This window comes from Telluria sp. RB2R28, from assembly GCF_059685835.1.
Map to the genome: position 1 here is coordinate 1,327,861 of NZ_JCASIK010000001.1, position 20,895 is coordinate 1,348,755.

Below are 20,895 nucleotides of genomic sequence, written 5' to 3' on the forward strand. Positions count from 1 at the left end.
GCGGCGGCTGACCTGGCGTCAGGCATCCGCCAGGCGCAGGTCGGGGTCGGCCTCGAACACCCCGGCCAGCCAGCTGGCAAATGCCTGCAGGCGCGGATTGGCGATACGCCCACGCGGATACAGCAGGGACACCGGCATCGGCGTCGGGCACATGGCGGGCAGCACGACGGCCAGCGTGCCCTGCGCCACGTGCGTGCGCACCTGGTAGCGCGCCAGTTGCGCCAGTCCCAGCCCCTGCAGCGCGCACAGCAGGTTGGCCTCGGCGTCATTCACGGCGATGCCGCCATCGATGGCCACCCGGACCACGCTCCCCGCGCCCTCCCCCTTTTCTTCACCCGCGAGCGTCCACTCGAATGCGCGGCCGGTCTTGCCGGAGAAATGCACGATCGCATCGTGCTGGCCCAATGCATCGACGCTTGCGGGCGTGCCCCGCCCCGCCAGGTAGCCGGGCGTGGCGGCGATCACGAAGCGCATCAGGCCAATCCGGCGCGCGACCAGGCTGGAATCGGGCAAGTCGCCCACGCGCAATGCGCAATCGATGCCTTCGGCGGTCAGGTCGACCAGGCGGTCGCCCAGGCTGATCGTCAGGTCGAGCGCCGGATACGTTTGGCGAAATTCACCGATGCGCGGCAGCACGATGGCGCGCCCCAGCGCGCCCGGCAAGTCAATGCGCAGCCGGCCCTGCATACGCCCCGCGTGCTCGCCCAAAAAATCGGACTCGGCATCATCGATGGCGGCCAGAATGGCGTTGCAGTGGGCGTAGTAGCGCTCGCCCTCGGGCGTCAGCGACAGCCTGCGCGTCGTGCGCTGCAGCAGTTGCGCGCCCAGATAGCGTTCGAGATTCTGCAGCGTCGCCGTCAGCGATGCACGCGGCAGGTCGAGCGACTCGGCCGCGCGCGTGAAACTGTTCGCCTCGACGATGCGCACGAACGTCTGCATCGCTTTCACCTTGTCCATGATTGTTCATATAAAGTGAATGGTATAAGCGCATTATGCCCTGATTATCTTCGCAGGCGAACTGGCTACCATGGCGTCATTCCCTCATTCAATCCCATGGAGCTCGCCATGAACACCCCCAGGTCATCGTCCATCTCGTCCGGCATGGTCATGCTGCTGGCCGCTGCGGCCGGCATCATCGTCGCCAACCTTTATTATGCGCAGCCGCTCGTCGGCCCGATCGGCGCCGCGCTGGGCCTGCCGCCGGCAGCGGCCGGGCTGATTGTCACGCTGACCCAGATTGGCTACACACTGGGCCTCCTGTTCATCGTGCCGCTGGGCGACCTGGTGGAAAACCGGCGCCTGATCGTCACCGGTCTTCTTGTCACGAGCGCTGCCTTGCTGGTCGCGGCCACCGCCACCACGGCGTGGGCATTCCTGCTGGCCGCGCTGACCATCGGCCTGGGCGCCGTAGTGGCCCAGGTGCTGGTGCCGTTCGCCGCGCACCTGGCGCCGGAAGCCACGCGCGGCCAGATCGTCGGCAAGGTGGTCAGTGGCTTGCTGCTGGGGATCATGGTGGCGCGCCCGGTCGCCAGCGTGCTGGCGGGCCTCGGTGGCTGGCACACCGTGTTCGGGATCGCCGCCGCGCTGGCCGCCCTGCTGGCCGTGGTGCTGCAGCTGAAGTTGCCGCTGCGCCAGCCAACGGCGACACAGCCGTACCGGCGCCTGATCGGCTCGCTGTGGCCGCTGCTGGCCACGACGGTGGTGCTGCGCCGGCGCGCGCTGTATCACGCCGGCCTGTTCGGCGCCTTCAGCCTGTTCTGGACCGTGGCGCCGCAGGCGCTGGCCGGCCCGGCCTTCGGCCTCACGCAAAATGGCATCGCGCTGTTTGCCCTGGTCGGCATGGCTGGCGCCGTGGCCTCGCCTGTCGCCGGGCGCCTGGCCGATGACGGGCACACGCTGCAAGCCACCGCCGTCGCCCTGGTCGTCGGCGCGCTGAGCTTCCTGCTGCCCCTGTTTGCACCCTCGTCAAAACCGGTCGCGCTCGGCTTGCTGGCCGTGGCCGCCATCGCCCTCGATGCTGCGGTGGCCGCCAACCTGGTACTGGGCCAGCGCGCGCTGTTCGCGCTGGGTGCGGACATGCGCAGCCGCCTGAATGGCTTGTACTTCGCGCTGTTCTTTGCCGGTGGTGCGGTCGGCTCCGCGCTGGGCGGCTGGGTGTATGCCGCTTATGGCTGGCACGCGGCGCTGCTGGTCGGCATGCTGCTGCCAGCGCTGGCGCTGCCGGTCTGGATCCACGAAGCCACCAGGCATGCGGCCGCACGCCAGAGCGCCTAGACGACGCGCCGGATTGAGATGTGTTTTAATCAACCTTTATCCCGATCCGGAGCAAGCAATGCACACGAACGACCAAGCGGCGACGCCGACCAAAGCCGAACTGGACGAAGCCGCGCTGAACATGGCGCGCAATATGTTCCAGTATGCGCGCTCAGGCGACGCCGACCACCTCGCCGCCTTCCTGTCGCGCGGGCTGCCGCCAAACCTGCGCAACGAGAAAGGCGACAGCCTCCTGATGCTGGCCAGCTACCACTGCCATCTGGACGCGACGCGGGTCTTGCTCGAGCATGGCGCGGATCCGCACCTGATCAACGATGCGGGGCAAACGCCGCTGCACGGCGCCGCGTTCAAGGGCGACCTGGCGGTCACGACGCTGTTGCTCGACAAGGGCGCGCTGCCGGACTTCGCCGGCCCGTCCGGCCGCACGGCGCTGATGTTCGCCGCGATGTTCAACCGGGTTGCCATTGCCCGGCTGCTGATGGAACGCGGCGCCGACCCGGCGGCGCGCGACGCGTCAGGCGTGACCGCCTACGATGCGGCGATAAAAATGGGCGCCACCGACACTGCGGCCCTCTTGGCGCCGGCGAACTGACGGCGAAGCCCGTGCGTCAGGCGCTGCTGCGCGCCGGCCGCTGACGGCGGCGCGCGAACCAGGCCGCCACCAGGCCGAGGCCGACGATGGCGCCCGTGGCCGGCTCCGGCACCTCGCTCGCTTCCTGCGCGGCAGCCACCAGCATGCCGCTGGCGCCGCTGCAGTCGGGGTACTGCCAACCGCAGCCAAACGGTTCGTCACTGTTGGCGGTCATCACGCTGAACAGTGCACCCTCGCTCATCATCTGGAAATCCGAGTTGCCGTCCGAGGCGAAGATGCTGCCCCCGAGGAGGCCACCGGCCAGGAAAGTCAGGTCCATGACGATACGGTCGTAATAATTGCGCGGCAGGGTGCGGTAGCCGAAGTCGATCAGGTTGTGCTGGCCACCGATGTACGGGTCGTCGAACCAGTAGCGCATGGACAATAAACTGGACTGAGGGTCGAGGCACGGCGGACCCATGTGGCAGTCGTTGCGGATATCTACTGACAACGCGCCGGCGGTGACAGCCTCCTCGGAGAACACCAATTCCAGGTTGAGGCCGGTCGGCATTGAACTGGACGTACTCACTTGCTGCCAGCTGTAGGTGACTGCGGCTTGCGCCGGCAGCGCCAGGGCGGCGGCCAGCAGTAAGGCGATGGGGGCAATGCGCGTCATCGATGATCTCCTCGGAAAGTTCCTACAATACGTCAGCAAGAATCGCGCCCGTGGATTTAGTACCAGCATCCCATTGATTCTAAACAACATTTATCATGGGTGGTTATTCGGCACAGACGCGGTGTCAAGTTCTCCGACAAAGCACGTCAGCTTTGTCATGCTCTGCACCGTTGCTGCGGCGGCCTGACGTGCCAGCCACCAGGCCCCGCACATCCCCTATAATCGTGACCGCCCTGATGCCAGGGCGCGATTCCAACTACCTGAAGGCCCCCGATGAAAGCCCTGTCCCTGCCCGTCCTTATGGTTGCACTGCTGACTGCCAGCGGCACCGCGCTTGCCGACGATGTTGCGCTGCTCAAATGCCGCGCCCTGAGCGACACCGCCACGCGCGTGGCCTGCTATGACGCGATTCCCGTCGGCGCCGCCGGTCCGGCCACCCCTGCCGCTGCCGCTGCGCCGGCCCGTACGCCGGAACAGAATTTTGGCCTGGAAGCGGTCAAGCAGCGCGAAGCGCAGCCGGCGTCGATCCGCAGCACTGTCGTGGGCGACTTCGATGGCTGGGGGCCCGGCTCGCAGATCCGCCTGGCCAATGGCCAGGTCTGGCGCGTCATCGACGGCAGCGACGCCGTCCTGCCGCGCACGAAGGATGCGGGAGTGACCATCGAGCGCAACGTGTTCGGCACGCTGTTCCTGAAAGTCGATGGCGGCAACAGCTCGGCCAAAGTGCGCCGGGTCCAATAAACGTTAGACAGGCGTGCGTACCATGTACAGCGCGCCGGGCGGATAGGTGTGCAGGCCGGCGCACCGCATCGAGGCTTCACGCCAGCCCAGCGCATGCCAGAAGCGCTCGCTGTCCTGCACCGATACCAGGGCCGCGTGTGCCAGTCCGAGCGTGCGCGCGCGACGCAATGCTTCGTCGACCAATGCCCGCGCCATTCCACGCCCGAGTGCGCATGCCTCGATTGCCAGGTCGTGCAGATACAGGGTGTCCGGCTGGCGCGCTACCGTGAACGGTGCGTTCAGGTCCGTCACCAGTCCCAGACGCGACGGATAGGTGAACAGGTAGCCGCGCACCACGCCCTCGTGCATGCCAACCAGACAGGTCCCGTGCGCCGCCGCCATCCGGCTTGCGACGACCGCTGCCGGCTCCTGCATCGCGGCCGGATAGCAGGCCGCCTGGATGCGCAGCACGGCGTCGAGATCGGTGGGCAGCATCGGGCGCAGGGTGGTGGACATGGGAGATGAGCGGGCGAAAAAAACGGGCATCGTAGCATGGCCTTGACGCCCGTCCCGGCATCGCGCATTCTAGCTGTCTTGACAACATCGCCTCATCACCGACAGGAACCAGCATGCGCAGCACCAGCGACGTCACGCCGCCAACCCGCCCCGAATACATCCTCCACGCCAGTTGCCCGGCCGGCATCGGCATCGTCGCGGCCGTCGCGACCTTCCTGGCCGAGCGCGATTGCTATATCTGCGCGCTCGAACAGTTCGACGACGATTCGACCGCCCGTTTCTTCATGCGCGCCGTGTTTCGCCAGCAGGACAAGTCGCCGGCCATCGACGCCATCCGCGCGGAATTCGACAGCACGGTCGCCACGCGCCTGGACATGGGCTGGAAAATCTACGATCCGCTCGACCCGGTGCGCACCGTGATCATGGTGTCCAAAACCGATCACTGCCTGGACGACCTGCTGTACCGCCGCCGCACGGGCGAACTCAATCTGTCGATCACGGCAGTGGTGTCGAACCACCTCGACCTGCGCCCGATGGTCGAACGCGAAGGCATCCGCTTCATCTTCCTGCCGGTGACGAAGGACAACAAGGCGCAGCAAGAGGCGCGCCTGCTGGAAATCGTCGACGAGACCGACTCCGAACTCGTGGTCCTGGCGCGCTACATGCAGATTCTGTCGGATGGCCTGGCGCGCCGCCTGGCGGGCAAGTGCATCAATATCCACCACTCGTTTTTGCCAGGCTTCAAGGGCGCCAAGCCGTATCAGCAGGCGTTCGACCGGGGCGTCAAGTTGATCGGCGCGACGGCCCACTACGCCACGCCCGATCTGGACGAAGGTCCGATCATCGAACAGGTGCTCACGCGCGTGGACCACAACTACCGGGTCGACCAACTGACCCGCGTGGGGCGCGACAACGAATGCCTGGCGCTGGCCACGGCCGTCAAGTTCCATATCGAGCGCCGTGTGTTCGTGGATGGCAACAAGACTGTCGTGTTCCGCGGGCCGTAATGACATCCCTGGCAACGTTGACTTATACCTAATATAAGTGCGTCATCTAACCGTCGCAAATGTAACAGGACGTTATGTTCATACCTTCTCACAGAGGGGAAGAACATGGAACATCAACAGCAGCATCCGGTGCGCCTGCGCATCAACGGCCAGGACCGGGAATTCAACGTCGAATCGTGGGTAACGCTGCTTGACCTGCTGCGCGAGCGCGCAGGCATGACCGGCACCAAGAAGGGTTGCGATCAGGGCCAGTGCGGCGCCTGCACCGTGCTCGTCGACGGCAAACGGATCAACTCGTGCCTGACGCTGGCCGTCATGCAGGACGGCCGCGAGATCACCACCGTCGAAGGCCTGGCTACCGGCGAAGACCTGCATCCGCTGCAGCAGGCGTTCATCGACTGCGACGCGTTCCAGTGCGGCTACTGTACGCCGGGCCAGCTGTGTTCGGCCGTGGGCCTGATCAACGAAGGCCAGGCCACGTCGCGCGACGACGTGCGTGAACTCATGAGCGGCAACCTGTGCCGCTGCGGCGCTTACCCGCAGATCGCCGATGCGGTCATCAAGGTTCTCGACATGCGCGACACGAAGAAAACCACCGAAGGCTTCACGACCGGGGCGGTGCTGTCATGAACCCGTTCGCCTTTACCCAAGCCACGGACGTCGACGCGGCGCTGGCCGCCCTGCTCGACCCTGACACCCGCCCGATCGCCGGCGGCACCAATCTGCTCGACCTGATGAAGGAAAGCGTGATGAAGCCGTCACGCCTGGTCGACATCAACAACCTCGGCCTGGACCAGGTCGAAGAAAAAGACGGCGGCCTGCTGCTTGGCGCCCTCGCCCGCAACGCGGACACAGCCTACAACCCGGTGGTGCGCGAGCGCTATCCTCTGCTGTCGTCGGCGATCCTGGCCGGCGCCTCGCCGCAACTGCGCAATATGGCGTCCAACGGCGGCAACCTGATGCAGCGCACCCGCTGCGTCTACTTCTATGACGTCGGCACCGCCTGCAACAAGCGCGAACCCGGCACCGGCTGCCCGGCCCGCGAGGGTCTGAACCGCCAGCTGGCAATCCTGGGCACCAGCGAAAGCTGCATCGCCACCCACCCGTCGGACATGTGCGTGGCCCTGCGCGCGCTCGATGCAACGGTGCACGTGCGCTCGATGAGCGGTGCACGTGAAATTCCGTTTGCCGATTTCCACCGCCTGCCGGGCGACACGCCCCAGATCGACAACACGCTGCAGCCAGGCGAGATGATCACCCACATCACCGTGCCCGAGGCTGACCGCTTTATCGGTCACAGTGCCTACATCAAGGTGCGCGACCGGCTGTCGTACGCGTTCGCGCTGGTGTCCGTCGCTGCTGCGCTCGACCTCGATGCCGACGGCACGATCCGCGCCGCGCGCATTGCGCTCGGTGGCGTGGCCCACAAGCCGTGGCGCGTCGAAGCGGCTGAAGAAGCGCTCGTCGGCCAGGCGGTCGGCGAAGCGGCATTCCTGAAGGCCGCCGAAACGATCCTGCAGGGCGCCCAGGGCTTCGGCCAAAACGACTTCAAGCTGCCGCTGGCGCGCAACGCCATCGTGCAAGCCTTGACCACTGCTGCGCGTGGCACCGACCATGCGCGCGGACTCGATGCACAAGGAGAACAAGCATGACCGACCTGATTCCAGAACTGCGCGCGCCGAGCGCGCCGGCCGGCACCGGCCGCGTGAAAAGCGGCATGCAGGTCTCGCGCATTGATGGCCGCGCCAAGGTGACCGGCGAGGCGCAATACGCTGCCGAATACTTCGCTCCCGACCTGGCCTATGGCGTGGTCGTGAGCGGCACCGTGGCCAAGGGCCGCATCACCGGCATCGACACGGCCGAGGCGCTGGCTGTCGCGGGCGTGCTGTCCGTGATGACGCATGAGAACCGCCCCAAGATGCGCTCGTTCGACCTGGCCTGGAAAGACATGACGGCCCCGGCCGGCTCGCCGTTCCGCCCCCTGTTCTCGGACGAGATTTTCTACAGCGGCCAGCCGGTGGCGCTGGTGCTCGCCGAGACCTTCGAAGCCGCGCGCTACGCCGCCTCGCTGGTGCGCGTGCATTACGATGTCGACGCGCACGAAACCAATCTGCTCAAGAGTCTCGATCAGGCCTACGAACCACGCAAGATGAAAGCGGGCTTTGTACCGCCAAGCTCGATCGGCGACGGTGAGAAGGCGTTCGAGGCGGCCGAAGTACGGGTCGACTCGCAGTACTACAACGGCGTCGAGCACCACAATCCGATGGAAATGTTCGCCTCGACCGTGATTCGCGGCGAAAACGGCCATCTGACCATCTACGACAAGACGCAAAGCTCGCAAAACAGCCGCTGGTATGTCTCGCACGGCTTCGGCCTGTCGAGCGACGAAGTCACGGTGCGCAACCCGTACGTGGGCGGCGCCTTCGGTTCCGGCCTGCGCCCGCAATACCAGCTGCCGCTGGCCGTGATGGGCGCGCTGCAGCTCGAGCGTTCGGTGCGTGTCGTGCTGACGCGCCAGCAGATGTTCAGCTTCGGCCACCGTCCGGAAACCTGGCACCGCATCCGTCTGGGCGCTGCGCCGGACGGTACGCTCAAGGCGATCTGGCACGAAGCGATCCAGGAAACTTCGCGCCTCGAGGATTACGTCGAAGTGATCGTCAACTGGTCGGGCCAGCTGTATGCGTGCAGCGACATCAAGCTCGGCTACCAGGTGGTCGCGAACGACCGCTTCACGCCGCTGGACATGCGCGCCCCGGGCGCCGCCCACGGCGTGCACGCCATGGAAGTGGCGATGGACGAGCTGGCCTATGAATTGAAAATGGATCCGCTGGCACTGCGCCTGAAGAACTACACCGAGATCTCGCCGATCGAGGACAAGCCGTTCTCGAGCAAGGAACTGCGCGAGTGCTACCGCCAGGGCGCCGAGCGCTTCGGCTGGGACAAGCGTCCGATCGAGCCACGCTCGATGCAGGACGGCGACGAGCTGGTGGGCTGGGGCATGGCATCCGGCATCTGGGATGCCCTGGTCATGGTGGCGCGCGTGAGCGCCGTGATGCACAGCAATGGCCGCCTGGTCGTGAGCAGTGCGGCCACCGATATCGGCACTGGCACCTATACCGTGATGTCGATGATTGCCGCCGAGGCCATGGGCTTGCCGATGGAGCTGGTGACCTTCCAGCTGGGCGACTCGACGCTGCCGATGGCGCCGATCGAGGGTGGTTCGTCGCACGTAGCCACCGTGGGCTCCGGCGTGTTCGGGGCCTGTGAAAAGCTCAAGAAGTCCCTGCTGAAAATGGCGGTGAAGATGCCTGATTCGCCACTGGCCAAGGCGCGCATGCGCGACGTCGAATTCGGCGACGGCGCAGTCTTCCTGAAAACCGACCCGTCGCGCCGCGTGGAGCTCACCCAGGCGCTGGCGAATGCAGGCGTCGACCAGGTGGAAGAGAAATACTTCATGACGCCGCAGATGCTCAAACAGCGCAAGTACGCGCGCGCCGTGCACTCGGCCGTGTTCTGCGAAGTGCGCGTCAACGAAAAGCTCGGCATGGTGCGCGTCACGCGCGTGGTCAGCGCGATTGCAGCCGGCCGCATCATCAGTGGCAAGACGGCCGCCAGCCAGATCAGCGGCGCGGTCGTCTGGGGCATCAGCCAGGCCCTGCATGAAGAAACCCATACCGATCACAAGTACGGGCGCTTCATGAACCACAATTTCGCCGAATACCACGTGGCGGCCAATGCCGACATCCACGATATCGACGTGATCTTTGTCGAAGAGGATGATCGCATCGTGAGCAAGCAGCTGGGCGCCAAGGGTGTGGGCGAGATCGGCATCGTGGGCGTGGCGGCGGCGATCTCGAACGCCATCTTCCATGCCACCGGTACGCGCCTGCGCACAACACCGATGACGCCAGCGAAATTGCTGCTCGGCGACCGGGAACTCCCGGTGCAGCCGCCGGTCTGACAATACGGCGCTGCAGCGACCAAAAACGCCATCTTCGGATGGCGTTTTTTGTTTTCGGTTTTGCGTTTTCTCTCTATTCGTTTTTGCTGAAAAGAGCGTCATGCAAACCACATACGTGTTTCCACGTAGTTGCACAACAATATGTTTGCTGGTAAAACATCTGGTGCGTAAGACAACGCCACAGGGAGCACGGCACAGTCATAGTGCCGGTTGCCAAACTAAACCAAAAATGAGATCCGAGGACGACACCATGAAGCTCAAGATGCTGTGCGCAGCCGCCTGCCTGACCGCTTTCGGCACGGGCCTGGCCCATGCCCAGGCCTACCCGACCAAGACCATCACCATGATCGTGCCGTTCGCGGCTGGTGGCCCGACCGACACCGTCGCGCGCCTCGTGGCGCAGTCGATGGGCAACACGCTCAAGCAGCAGATCATCGTCGAAAACGTCGGCGGTGCCGGTGGCACCATCGGCGCTGCGCGCGCTGCCAAGGCCGCGCCTGACGGCTACACGCTGTTCCTGCATCACATCGGCCAGTCGACCGCGCCAGCGCTGTACCGCAAGCTGCCGTATGACGCAATCACCAGCTTCGAACCGATCGGCCTGATCACCGACGTGCCAATGACCGTTGTCGCCAAGGCGAACTTCCCCGCCAAGGACATGAAAGAGCTGATCACGTACGTGAAAGCCAACAAGGACAAGGTTACCTACGCACACGCCGGCCTGGGTTCGGCGTCGCACCTGTGCGGCATGCTGCTGCAGACCGCGATGGGCGTCGAGCTGACCACCGTCCCGTACAAAGGCACCGGTCCGGCAATGAATGACCTGCTGGGCGGCCAGGTGGACTTCATGTGCGACCAGACCACCAACACCACCAGCCAGATCAAGGGCGGCAAGATCAAGGCCTACGGCGTAACGACCAAGACCCCGGTCGCCTCGCTGCCGAACCTGCCGACGCTGGACAAGGCTGGCCTGCCAGGCTTCGAAGTCGGTGTCTGGCACGGTCTGTACGCGCCGAAAGGCACGCCGAAGCCAACTGTCGACGCGCTGTCGAACGCCCTGCGCACCGCACTGCGCGATCCGAACGTGGTCAAGCGCTTCGCCGACCTGGGTACCGAGCCGGTTCCGACCAATCAAGCCACGCCGGAAGCCCTGCGCACGCACCTGAAGCAGCAGATCGACCTGTGGGGCCCGATCATCAAGAAAGCCGGCGCCTTCGCCGACTGATGCCGCATTGACGACTTCGCGCCGCGCCGTCCTGTCCGGCTGCGGTGCGGCGTCGTCGCATCTGGAGCCTGGCCAGCGTCGTTGTCATCGTCGTCGCGCGGGGCTGCATCAGTGATCTGCATTCACGCTTTTCGAACCACTGCATCTGCATCACCGCATCTGCAACACCATAAAGGGGACCACCACCGTGCCAGCATTTATCCGCCATCCGAAAGACTTCTGGAGCGGCATTGTCTTTCTATTCTTCGGTCTGAGCGCCGTGATCATCGGCCAGGAATACGAAATGGGCAGTGCCGGCCGCATGGGTCCGGCCTACTTCCCGATCGTGCTGGGCGCCCTGCTTTCGCTGATCGGCGTTGCCTCGTTCGTGCGCTCGTTCTTCCGTCCTGGCGAAGCGATCGGCCGCATCTATTATCGCGAACTGATTATCGTGCTGGCCGCCGTGCTGCTGTTCGGCTTCCTGGTGCGCAATGCCGGACTGGCGCCTGCGGGCTTCCTGCTGATCCTGATCAGCTCGTACGCCAGCGATAAATTTGAATTGAAGAAGTCACTCGCGCTGGCCGTGGGCATGACGTTGTTTGCAATCGGTCTGTTCGTCAAGCTGCTTGGCTTGCCGATGCCGATCATTGGCCCTTGGCTCGGTGGGAATTAAATCATATGGAAATTTTCAGTAACCTCGCACTGGGCCTCGAGACGGCCCTGTCCATGCAAAACCTGTTCTACTGCCTGGTCGGCGTGTTCGTCGGCACCGCAGTGGGCGTCCTGCCGGGCCTGGGCCCGATCGCCACCATCGCCATGCTGCTGCCGGCCACGTTCGGCCTGCCGCCAGAGTCGGCGCTGATCATGCTGGCCGGTATCTACTACGGCGCGCAATACGGTGGCTCGACCACCGCGATCCTGGTCAATCTGCCGGGCGAATCCTCGTCGGTGGTGACGGCACTGGACGGCTACCAGATGGCCCGCAACGGCCAGGCCGGCAAGGCGCTGGCCACTGCGGCGATCTCGTCGTTCTTCGCCGGTACCGTTGCCACGGTCCTGCTGGCCCTGGCCGCGCCGCCACTGGCCGATCTGGCACTTGAATTCGGCCCGGCCGAATACTTTTCGCTGATGGTGCTGGGCCTGGTCGCTTCGGTTGTGCTGGCCAGCGGCTCGCTGCTCAAGGCCATTGGCATGGTGCTGCTCGGCCTGCTGCTGGGCGTGGTCGGTACCGACGTCAACTCGGGTTCGGCGCGCTACACCTTCGACATGCCGGAACTGGCTGACGGCATCAACTTCGTCATCGTCGCGATGGGCATGTTCGGTATCGGCGAAATCATCCGTAATCTCGAGCACAACGAAGACCGCAACCTGGTGATGAAAAAAGTCACCGGGCTGATGCTCAACAAGGAAGACTTCAAGCGCATCATGTGGCCGGTCATCCGCGGCACGGGCCTGGGCTCGCTGCTGGGCATCCTGCCGGGCGGTGGCGCCATGCTGGCCTCGTTCGCGTCGTACTCGCTCGAGAAGAAAGTGTCGAAAAACTCGGCCAACTTCGGTAAGGGCGCCATCGAAGGTGTTGCGGCGCCGGAAGCGGCCAACAACGCCGGCGCGCAGACCTCGTTCATCCCGATGCTGACGCTGGGCATTCCATCGAACCCAGTGATGGCGCTGATGATCGGCGCGATGATCATCCAGGGCATCCAGCCTGGTCCGGCCGTCATGACCGAGCAGCCTGGCCTGTTCTGGGGCCTGATCGTCTCGATGTGGGTCGGTAACCTGTTCCTCGTCGTGCTGAACCTGCCGATGATCGGTATCTGGGTGCGCATGATCATGGTGCCGTACCAGATGCTGTACCCGGCCATCCTGATGTTCTGCGCGATCGGCGTGTTCAGCTTGAACAACAGCACCTTCGACGTCTACCTGATGGCGCTGTTCGGCCTGCTCGGCTACCTGTGCGCCAAGCTCGAACTGGAGCCCGCGCCGATGCTGCTCGGCTTCATCATCGGCCCGATGATGGAAGAATACCTGCGCCGCGCCCTGCTGCTCTCGCGCGCCGACCCAATGGTATTCATCGAGCGTCCGATCTCGGGCGTCATGCTGGGCCTGGCCGCCGCCGCCATGATCGTCGTGCTGCTGCCATCACTGCGCAAGAAACGCGAAGAAGCCTTCCAGGAAGACTAAGGCACCAAGCCAACGTCAACCCGCACCACCCGCGCCGCCCGGCGCCGGCCCCCAGGCCGGCCCGGGCGGTCGCCGTTTACGCCCGAGAGCACGCTTCACCCCGCCCCACCCCCGTCACCAGATACTGAACAATTAGGGTCAGAGTCGACTTATTGGGCAATTCCTCAATGTTGTCAAACAATCTGACTCCGACCCCAATTGGAAAGCAATAGCCGCGCGGAATGCTGCCTGACGGCATTGCACACGGACAATGTAGAGAGATTTATTGCTCAATAATTCGACTCTGACCCTAATTGGATGGTCGGATCGGGCTGGGCCGAGCGGTTATTCGCGGCGTTCGGTGTGCAGGGGGAGGAGGACGGTGAAGGTGCTGCCCTGGCCGTTGCCGGGGCTGTGGGCGGTGACGGTGCCGTCGTGGGCTTCGACCAGGTTCTTGACGAGGGCCAGACCCAGGCCGAGGCCGCCGCCGGTGCGGTCGGCTGAACGTTCGGCCTGAACGTAAAGGTCGAACAGGCGCGGCATCAGGTCGGGCGCGATGCCCATGCCGTTGTCGGTGACCCGCAGCGCTGCCATCGTGCCCCGCTTTTCCAGGGCGACACGGATGATGCCGCCACTGTCCGTGTAGCGAATCGCATTGGTCAGCAGATTGCTCACCACCTGGATCAGGCGCGTGCGGTCGCCCAGCACCGGCAGGCTGGGCGCACCCGCTGCCAGTTCGAGGCGGTGCCGTTTCTGGTTTGCGGCCGACTGCACCTGCTCGAGCGCCGCGGCGATTACGTCAGCCAGTTCCACCGGCGCTTTTTCCAGTTGCACCAGGCCGCGGCTCACCCGCGAGACGTCCAGCAGATCCTCGACCAGCCGGCTCATGTGCGTGACCTGGCGCCGGATCAGTTCGCCCATCTGGTTGGCGCGCTGCGACGTGACGCCCTCGGGCAGCAGCATGCTTGCCGCCATGGCCGCCGCCGACAGCGGCCCGCGCAATTCGTGGCTGAGTGTGGCGAGGAATTCGTCCTTGCTGCGATCGGCTTTCTGCAGCGCGGCAGCCTTGTCGTCCAGCAGGTCGTTCAGGGCTTCGATATTGCGGTTGCGCTCTTCGAGGCGGGTCGAGACGAGTTGCAGTTCTTCCTGCCGCGCCTGCAGCGCGCCAAGGGCGTCGGCCAGTTCGCGGTTCTGGTGCCGCGCTTCGGACAAGGCCGCATGATTGGGCAGCGTTTCGAACCCCGCCACCAGCGGGCCGAACCCGTCAGCACTGATGAAACCGGCGTTGACAGGAAAGCGCTTGCCAACCGTGATCCGGGTGCCGGCGGGCCCACTGTCGATGTCGAACTGGTCCATCAGCCGGCGGGCCGACAGAATGCCGACACCCATGCCCGAGGTCGACCGGTACGCGCCGGACAGGATGTGCCCGACATCGGCGATGCCCGGCCCGCGGTCAGCAAACGTGATGGAAAGATGCTGCGGCGCCACGGCCCCCTCGGCCACGAACGAGACGGAACCGGCGCCGGCATAGTTGAAGATGTTGCGCGCCAGCTCGGACACGACCGTGCCGATACGGGCCTGGTCGACCGAACCGAAGCCGCAGGCGCCGGCGATCTGGCGCGCACGCTGGCGCGCGACGATCACGTCGAATTCGGTATCGACATTGAGCGTCAAAATGGCCTGCGTCATGCGCGCTGGGGAAAGATCATGGTGTCACTCTACAGAAATAAGTGGCATCTGAAGAGTGCAGAGGCCGGTGGCGGGCCGAATTATACCCCGCCACCACGGCGCATTATCCTACAAATTGTTACACCCGATCCCGCCGCAACGCGACACTGCCAATTACACGCCCACCATCGAGACGGCCTTCGTGTTGAGATACGATTCCAGCGCTTCCGGGCCGCCTTCCGAGCCGTAGCCCGAATCCTTGATGCCGCCAAATGGCAGCTCGGCGCTTGGCGTAGCGGGCTGGTTAATCCACAACATGCCCACTTCGACGCGGTTCATCAGCAACTGGGCGTTCTTGATCGAGCGCGTGAACGCGTAACCGGCCAGGCCGTACGGCAGGCGATTGGCTTCCGCGATCATGTCTTCCAGGCTGTCGAAGCCGCGAATGCCGGCGATCGGGCCGAATGGCTCGTCGTTGAACATGCTGGCGTCGAGTGGCACGTCGGCCAGGATCGTCGGCGCGAAGAAGTTGCCGCTGGTGCCCACGCGCTCACCGCCCGTTGCCACCGTGGCGCCGCGAGTGCGCGCATCGTCGACCACCTTGGCCATCGCATCCAGGCGGCGCGCGTTGGCCAGGGGGCCGAGCGTCGTGCCATCGGCCATGCCATCGCCGAGCTTGAGGCTTTCGGCGTGCTGCACGAGTGCGCGCGTGAACTCGGCCTTGACGGCGTTGTGCACGAGGAAGCGGGTCGGCGAAATGCAGACCTGGCCGGCATTGCGGAACTTGGCCGCGCCCGCCGCCTTGACGGCCAGCGCCACGTCGGCATCCTCCGCGATGATGACCGGCGCGTGGCCGCCCAGCTCCATCGTCGCGCGCTTCATGTGCGCGCCGGCCAGCGCGGCCAGCTGCTTGCCCACTGGCGTCGAGCCGGTAAACGTCACCTTGCGGATGATCGGGCTCGGAATCAGGTAGCCCGAAATCTCGGCCGGATCGCCAAACACCAGGCCGACGACGCCCGGCGGCAGGCCGGCGTCGACGAAGCACTGCAGCAGCGCCGCAGGCGAAGCCGGGGTTTCTTCCGGGGCCTTGCACAGGAACGAGCAGCCGGTCGTGAGCGCTGCAGCGAGCTTGCGCACGATCTGGTTGATCGGGAAGTTCCAGGGCGTGAACGCAGCAACCGGGCCGACCGGCTCTTTCAGCACGAGCTGCTGGGCGGCCGGGTTGCGCGACGGGACGATGCGGCCATACACGCGCATGCCCTCGGCGGCGAACCAGTCGATGATCTCGGCGCCGGCCAGGGCCTCGCCCTTGGCTTCGGCCAGTGGTTTACCCTGCTCCTGCGTCAGCAGGCGCGCGATGTCGCCGGCGCGCTCGCGCAGCAGCGTCGCGGCGCGGCGCATGATCGCCGCGCGTTCGGCGGCGGGCACGGCGCGCCAGGTCTCGAAGCCCTTCTGGGCGGCGGCCAGCGCGCGATCGAGGTCAGCGATGCTGGCGTGGGCGACCTTGCCGATCGGCTGGCCGGTGGCCGGATTGATTACCGGGATGGTCTTGCCGCCGCTGGCGTCGTGCCATTCGTTGGCGATGAGGAGACGGGTATCGGGGTAGCTGGAAGTCGTCATGGTAAGTGGTCCTGTGGTAAGGACGACAATCTTACCGTGGATAGCGACTCCCTGCAGAGGACCCCATCGCTTCGACGGCGCTCGTCTCGGCCATCGAACGGATGCGCGCGGCCATTGCCTCCATCGAAAACGGCTTGGTGAGCACCGCCATTCCCGGATCGAGGTAGCCGTTATTGAGTACCGCATTCTCCGCGTAGCCCGTGATGAACAAGACCTGCAGGCCGGGCCGCACTGCACGCCCGGCGTCGGCCATCTGGCGCCCGTTCATGCCGCCGGGCAGCCCCACGTCCGTTACCAGGAGGTCGATCCGCGCATCCGATTGCAGCATCTTGAGACCCGTCGCGCTGTCGGCCGCCTCGATCCAGCCAAAGCCGAGATCCTGCAGGATGTCGATGACCAGCATGCGCACGGTCGGCTCATCGTCGACAACCAGCACCGTGGCCACCTGCCCCGACTGCGTCAGCGCCGTGGGCGCCGCGACGTCGGGTTCCAGCTCGGTGGCGCCAGCGCCGTAATGCCGCGGCAGATAGATGCTCACGGTCGTGCCCTGCCCCACTTCGGAATAGATGCGCACCTGGCCACCCGACTGCTGGGCAAACCCATAAATCATCGACAGTCCGAGGCCCGTGCCCTGGCCGATCGGCTTGGTCGTAAAGAAAGGCTCGAACGCGCGCGCCACGACGTCCGGCGCCATCCCCACACCCGTATCGCTGACGGACAAGGCCAGGTACTGGCCCTCTGCCATGTTCTGCTGGCGCGCGACGCGCTCGTCGATCCACTTGTTGGCCGTTTCGACCGTGATGGCGCCGCCATCGGGCATGGCGTCGCGCGCATTGATGCACAGGTTCAGCAGCGCATTTTCGAGCTGCGACGCATCGACCAGCGCCGGCCACGCATCGGCAACGCACACTACCTCGATTCGCACGGCCGGGCCCACCGTGCGCTGGACCAGCTCCTGCATGTCGGTGACGAGCCGGTTCACGTTGGTCGGCTTGGGCATCAAGGTTTGCTGGCGCGAGAACGCGAGCAGGCGGTGGGTCAGGGCCGCGGCCCGCTTGGACGCGCCCAGCGCCGTCGCAATGTAACGATCAAACTCATTGAAGCGCCCCTGCTGCATGCGCATCTGCATCAGCTGCAGCGCGCCGGAAATACCAGCCAGCAGATTGTTGAAATCGTGTGCCAGGCCGCCGGTCAGCTGGCCGACCGCTTCCATCTTCTGACTCTGGCGCAAGGCGTTCTGCATTGCCTCGAGCTCGGCCATCTGCTCCTGGTCGCGCGTGATGTCGCGGCCCACCGCATTGATCATCGCATCGTGTGCACGGGTCGACCACGAGATCCAGCGGTAACTGCCATCGCGATGGCGGTAGCGGTTGTCGAACCGTTGATGGCCAATCCCTTCCGCCAACTCGCGCGCACCGGCAACCGTATGGGCAATATCGTCCGGATGAATCAGGTCGAACAGATTCGATCCGACCAACTCGTGCTCGCGCCAGCCCAGCACGGACGACCAGGCCGGATTGGTGGCCGTGATCGCCCCGTCGAATGTACAGCGCAGCATGATGTCCGACGACAGCGTCCACAGCGCATTGCGATCCTGCGCCCGCTCCGCCACCTGGCGCTCGAGATCGAGCAAGATCCGCTTGCGCTGGTCGATGTCGTCGAACACCAGGATGATGCCGGCCTGCGCGCCGGCGCTGTCGATCAGCGGCACGGCGCTGACGGCGACCCAGGTTTCCGTGCCGTCCGCCGCGCGCCGCAGAAATTCGTCGCCCGGCGTGACGAGCTCGCCGCGCAAGGCGCGCGCACTCGGATAGTCGTCGGGCGCCAGCAAGCGGCCCTGCGCATCGAACCCGCGCCAGTGTTCCCAGGCGCGCTGCAGGCCATGCGCGGGCGAGAAACCGGGGACAAAGGTCAGGAACACCGGGTTGTTCAGGATGGCTTGCCCAGCCATGTCGAACAGGCAGATACCCACCGGCAGGTGCTCGATGACGGTGGCGAGCCGGCTGGCCGCCTCCCTGCGCGCGACAATCTCCTGCTCCAGCGTGATATTGCGCTTGATGAGCTGGGTCTGCGCAGCGTCGCGCTCTCTGGCGGCAATGACGCCGGCCGTCGTTTCAGTGGCGATATTGAGAAGGCCAGCAATGTGGCCCTCGCTGCGCAGCGGGCTGTACGCGAACGACCACCACGTCTCTTCTTCGTAGCCACTGCGCGTCATGACCAGCGGCAGATCGGTGAAACTCACCGCCTCGCCGGCCATCACGCGCGCCACTAGCGGACCGATGTCGTCCCAGATTTCCGACCAGACCTCGGGCAGTGGTCGCCCCAGCGCGCCCGGATAGCGTTTGCCGAGAAACGGCACGTATGCTGCGTTGTAGAGCAGCGTTTGCTCCGGGCCCCAGGTGGCGCACATCGCCACGGGCGTTGCCAGCATCATGCCGAAGACGGCTTCGAGTGCCGCCGGCCAGGCTGCGCGTGCACCCAGTGGGGTCCCGCTCCAGTCGAATGCCGCGATGTCGGTGTGCGCCGCGGTCACGCCCCTTCCTCAGTGACACGTAACAGGATGACGGGCGCCTGGGGCAGCTTGACAAGCATGTAATTACGTTGGCGCATGTAAATATATAGTGTGGAACGTCATCAATGACCTCCGGAATTTTTGCACAATTTCGCGGTTCGCGTTGCACCGTTACGCTCAGCAGTACCGCCGATGCAACGGCGCCGCAGGGGATGGCACGCATCAATTTGTTAATCATGCGACAATTCGCCACCGAATTTCCCGGCTGTATGTACCAAGACCTTTCAAGAGAGTTCCTTCCATGTCACCGCCCAAGCCACGCCACGGCTCCCCGCTGTTATTGCTCCCGATCGCGCTGATCATCATCGCGCTGGCCGTCCTGTTTGCCTGGATCGGCGGCTGGTTCGGCAACAAGAACGTCACCCCCCAAACGATGGTCAATACCGCCGAAGCCTCCGGCACGCAGCAACCAGGCTTTCGCCGTGCGCACGCCAAGGGCATCTGCATCGTTGGCACCTTTGCACCAACGCCCGCCGCCGCGCAACTGTCCACGGCGCGCGTGTTTTCGCAGCCGTCCACGCCGGTCCTGGGCCGCTTTTCCAGCCCCGGCAACGACCCGCATTCGCCCGACAACAAGGCAGCCGTGCGCGGCATGGCGCTGCAACTGAAAACGGACGACGGCCAGGAGTGGCGCATGGCGATGAACAGCTTCCCGTTCTTCGCCGCATCCACCCCGGAAGCCTTCCAGGCGCTGAACGCCGCCCGCCTGCCCGACCCGGCGACCGGCAAGCCGGATCCGGCGAAGATGGACGCCGTGCTGGCTGCCCATCCGGAGATCAAGAAGTTCATGGCATGGTCCAAGAGTGCGGCGACGCCCGACAGCCTGGCCAACACGCGCTTCAATGGCGTCAATGCGTTTCGCCTGACCAATGCCGCTGGCGCGACGCGCGCCGTGCGCTGGTCGATGCGCCCGCACACGCCGTTCGTGGCGGCCGACCCCGAGCAGCTGAAGACCGCCGACCGCGACTTCCTGGCGGCCGATCTCGATCGCCGCCTGGCGGCCGGTCCGCTGAAATGGGACATGGTGATGCAGTTCGCCGAACCGGGCGATCCGATCGAAGACCCCTCCAAAGCCTGGCCCGACACGCGGCCCGAGACGATCGCCGGCACGCTCACGCTCGTGCGCGCCGAGCCGCAGGTCGCCGGCCCATGCCTCGATCTGAACTTCGATCCGCTGATCCTGCCGAAGGGTATTGCAGGCACAGACGATCCGGTCCTGCATGCCCGTTCGTCGATCTACTCGGTCTCGTTCAACCGCCGCGAGCGTGAAATCAGCACGGGCAACCTCCACACCGGGAGCGTGCGATGAACCGCCCACGCCACTTCAACCTGCTCGCCCGCATACTCCACTGGTCGATGGCCGTCGCGATCCTGGCGATGCTGTTCGTCGGCGCCGCCATGGTGGTGTCGCTGCGCCACCGCGAATTTCTGCTCGACCTGCACCGCCCGCTGGGCCTGGCGATCCTGCTGCTGGCGATCGTGCGCCTCGTGAATCGGCTGCTGAATACACCGCCGCCGCTGCCGGCCGATCTGCCGCGCACCCAGGTGTGGGCGGCCACCGCGTCGCACTGGGCGCTGTACGCGCTGATGCTGGCCATGCCGCTGATCGGCTGGGCCATGCTGTCGGCCGGCGGCTATCCGATCGTGCTGTTCGACGGCGTGAACCTGCCGGCGATCCTGCCGCACAGCCCCACCATGTACGGCTTCCTGCGTCCGCTGCACGGTGTGCTCGCATATGTGCTGTTCTTCACGATCCTGGCGCACCTGGGCGCGGCGCTGTACCACGTGTGGGTCCGGCGTGACGAAGTGTTCGGGCAGATGGCCAAGGGCGACTGAGTTATCGGTGCAGCACCGCACCGAGCCCGCGCATCCGGCCACGTATCGTATTGACTCCATCTGCAGCAGGCGCACGGGCGCCCCGCTGCGGATTCACTTTTCAAGCGAGA

General features: G+C 65.2%; 18 protein-coding genes. 12 read left to right on the plus strand and 6 right to left on the minus strand.

Annotated elements, in window-relative coordinates; all coding sequences use genetic code 11:
• Positions 1-18: 18 nt before the first annotated feature.
• Positions 19-957 (minus strand): LysR family transcriptional regulator, encoded by a 939-nt coding sequence (locus AC56LV_RS05890; protein WP_499556456.1) that lies wholly within the window; start codon positions 955-957, stop codon positions 19-21.
• A gap of 108 nt (positions 958-1,065) precedes the next feature.
• Between AC56LV_RS05890 and AC56LV_RS05895 the strand changes: the two genes are divergently transcribed.
• Positions 1,066-2,274: an MFS transporter gene (locus tag AC56LV_RS05895; RefSeq protein WP_499556457.1), complete on the plus strand. Its 1,209-nt coding sequence runs from the start codon at positions 1,066-1,068 to the stop codon at positions 2,272-2,274.
• Between the two features lie 58 nt (positions 2,275-2,332).
• Positions 2,333-2,866, plus strand: coding sequence for an ankyrin repeat domain-containing protein (locus AC56LV_RS05900; protein WP_499556458.1), 534 nt, complete (start codon positions 2,333-2,335; stop codon positions 2,864-2,866).
• Between the two features lie 16 nt (positions 2,867-2,882).
• Here the strand turns inward: AC56LV_RS05900 and AC56LV_RS05905 are convergent, their stop codons facing one another.
• Positions 2,883-3,521, minus strand: coding sequence for a PEP-CTERM sorting domain-containing protein (locus AC56LV_RS05905; protein WP_499556459.1), 639 nt, complete (start codon positions 3,519-3,521; stop codon positions 2,883-2,885).
• Between the two features lie 273 nt (positions 3,522-3,794).
• Between AC56LV_RS05905 and AC56LV_RS05910 the strand changes: the two genes are divergently transcribed.
• Positions 3,795-4,262, plus strand: a complete 468-nt coding sequence (locus AC56LV_RS05910) for a hypothetical protein (RefSeq protein WP_499556460.1) — start codon at positions 3,795-3,797, stop codon at positions 4,260-4,262.
• 3 nt (positions 4,263-4,265) lie between these two features.
• Here AC56LV_RS05910 and AC56LV_RS05915 read toward each other — a convergent pair whose 3' ends face one another.
• Positions 4,266-4,757: a GNAT family N-acetyltransferase gene (locus AC56LV_RS05915; RefSeq protein ID WP_499556461.1), complete on the minus strand. Its 492-nt coding sequence runs from the start codon at positions 4,755-4,757 to the stop codon at positions 4,266-4,268.
• Positions 4,758-4,870: 113 nt separating this feature from the next.
• On the opposite strand from AC56LV_RS05915, the gene purU reads away from it, so the two are divergent.
• From purU to AC56LV_RS05950, 7 genes are all read left to right on the plus strand, one after another.
• Positions 4,871-5,764 carry a formyltetrahydrofolate deformylase gene (gene purU / locus AC56LV_RS05920; RefSeq protein WP_499556462.1) on the plus strand — a complete coding sequence of 298 codons (894 nt, stop codon included), beginning with the start codon at positions 4,871-4,873 and terminating at the stop codon, positions 5,762-5,764.
• Between the two features lie 105 nt (positions 5,765-5,869).
• Positions 5,870-6,394 (plus strand): (2Fe-2S)-binding protein, encoded by a 525-nt coding sequence (locus tag AC56LV_RS05925; protein WP_258834276.1) that lies wholly within the window; start codon positions 5,870-5,872, stop codon positions 6,392-6,394.
• On the plus strand, positions 6,391-7,416 hold the full coding sequence (locus AC56LV_RS05930; protein WP_499556463.1) for an FAD binding domain-containing protein: 1,026 nt from the start codon (positions 6,391-6,393) through the stop codon (positions 7,414-7,416). The genes AC56LV_RS05925 and AC56LV_RS05930 overlap by 4 nt, the downstream gene beginning before the upstream one ends.
• Complete coding sequence (locus AC56LV_RS05935) at positions 7,413-9,725, plus strand: xanthine dehydrogenase family protein molybdopterin-binding subunit (RefSeq protein WP_499556464.1); 2,313 nt, start codon at positions 7,413-7,415, stop codon at positions 9,723-9,725. The genes AC56LV_RS05930 and AC56LV_RS05935 overlap by 4 nt, the downstream gene beginning before the upstream one ends.
• A 250-nt stretch (positions 9,726-9,975) precedes the next feature.
• The gene (locus tag AC56LV_RS05940) at positions 9,976-10,950 is read left to right on the plus strand and encodes a tripartite tricarboxylate transporter substrate binding protein BugD (protein ID WP_499556465.1); all 975 of its coding nucleotides are present in this window, start codon (positions 9,976-9,978) and stop codon (positions 10,948-10,950) included.
• Between the two features lie 187 nt (positions 10,951-11,137).
• A complete protein-coding gene (locus tag AC56LV_RS05945) occupies positions 11,138-11,602 on the plus strand; it encodes a tripartite tricarboxylate transporter TctB family protein (RefSeq protein ID WP_499556466.1) in 465 nt (154 codons plus the stop codon).
• Between the two features lie 5 nt (positions 11,603-11,607).
• Entirely contained in the window at positions 11,608-13,110 is a 1,503-nt protein-coding gene (locus tag AC56LV_RS05950; protein WP_332531780.1) for a tripartite tricarboxylate transporter permease, read from the plus strand.
• A gap of 324 nt (positions 13,111-13,434) precedes the next feature.
• On the opposite strand, the gene AC56LV_RS05955 is transcribed toward AC56LV_RS05950, so the two are convergent.
• The 3 genes from AC56LV_RS05955 to AC56LV_RS05965 all read right to left on the minus strand — a co-directional run bounded on the left by AC56LV_RS05955 (position 13,435) and on the right by AC56LV_RS05965 (position 18,910).
• Entirely contained in the window at positions 13,435-14,778 is a 1,344-nt protein-coding gene (locus AC56LV_RS05955; protein ID WP_499556467.1) for an ATP-binding protein, read from the minus strand.
• 153 nt (positions 14,779-14,931) lie between these two features.
• On the minus strand, positions 14,932-16,377 hold the full coding sequence (locus tag AC56LV_RS05960; protein ID WP_499453977.1) for an NAD-dependent succinate-semialdehyde dehydrogenase: 1,446 nt from the start codon (positions 16,375-16,377) through the stop codon (positions 14,932-14,934).
• Positions 16,378-16,408: 31 nt separating this feature from the next.
• Complete coding sequence (locus AC56LV_RS05965; RefSeq protein ID WP_499556468.1) at positions 16,409-18,910, minus strand: PAS domain-containing hybrid sensor histidine kinase/response regulator family protein; 2,502 nt, start codon at positions 18,908-18,910, stop codon at positions 16,409-16,411.
• A gap of 280 nt (positions 18,911-19,190) precedes the next feature.
• Between AC56LV_RS05965 and AC56LV_RS05970 the strand changes: the two genes are divergently transcribed.
• Positions 19,191-20,258: a catalase family peroxidase gene (locus tag AC56LV_RS05970; RefSeq protein WP_499556469.1), complete on the plus strand. Its 1,068-nt coding sequence runs from the start codon at positions 19,191-19,193 to the stop codon at positions 20,256-20,258.
• Positions 20,255-20,785 (plus strand): cytochrome b, encoded by a 531-nt coding sequence (locus tag AC56LV_RS05975; RefSeq protein WP_499556470.1) that lies wholly within the window; start codon positions 20,255-20,257, stop codon positions 20,783-20,785. The genes AC56LV_RS05970 and AC56LV_RS05975 overlap by 4 nt, the downstream gene beginning before the upstream one ends.
• Positions 20,786-20,895 lie beyond the last annotated feature (110 nt).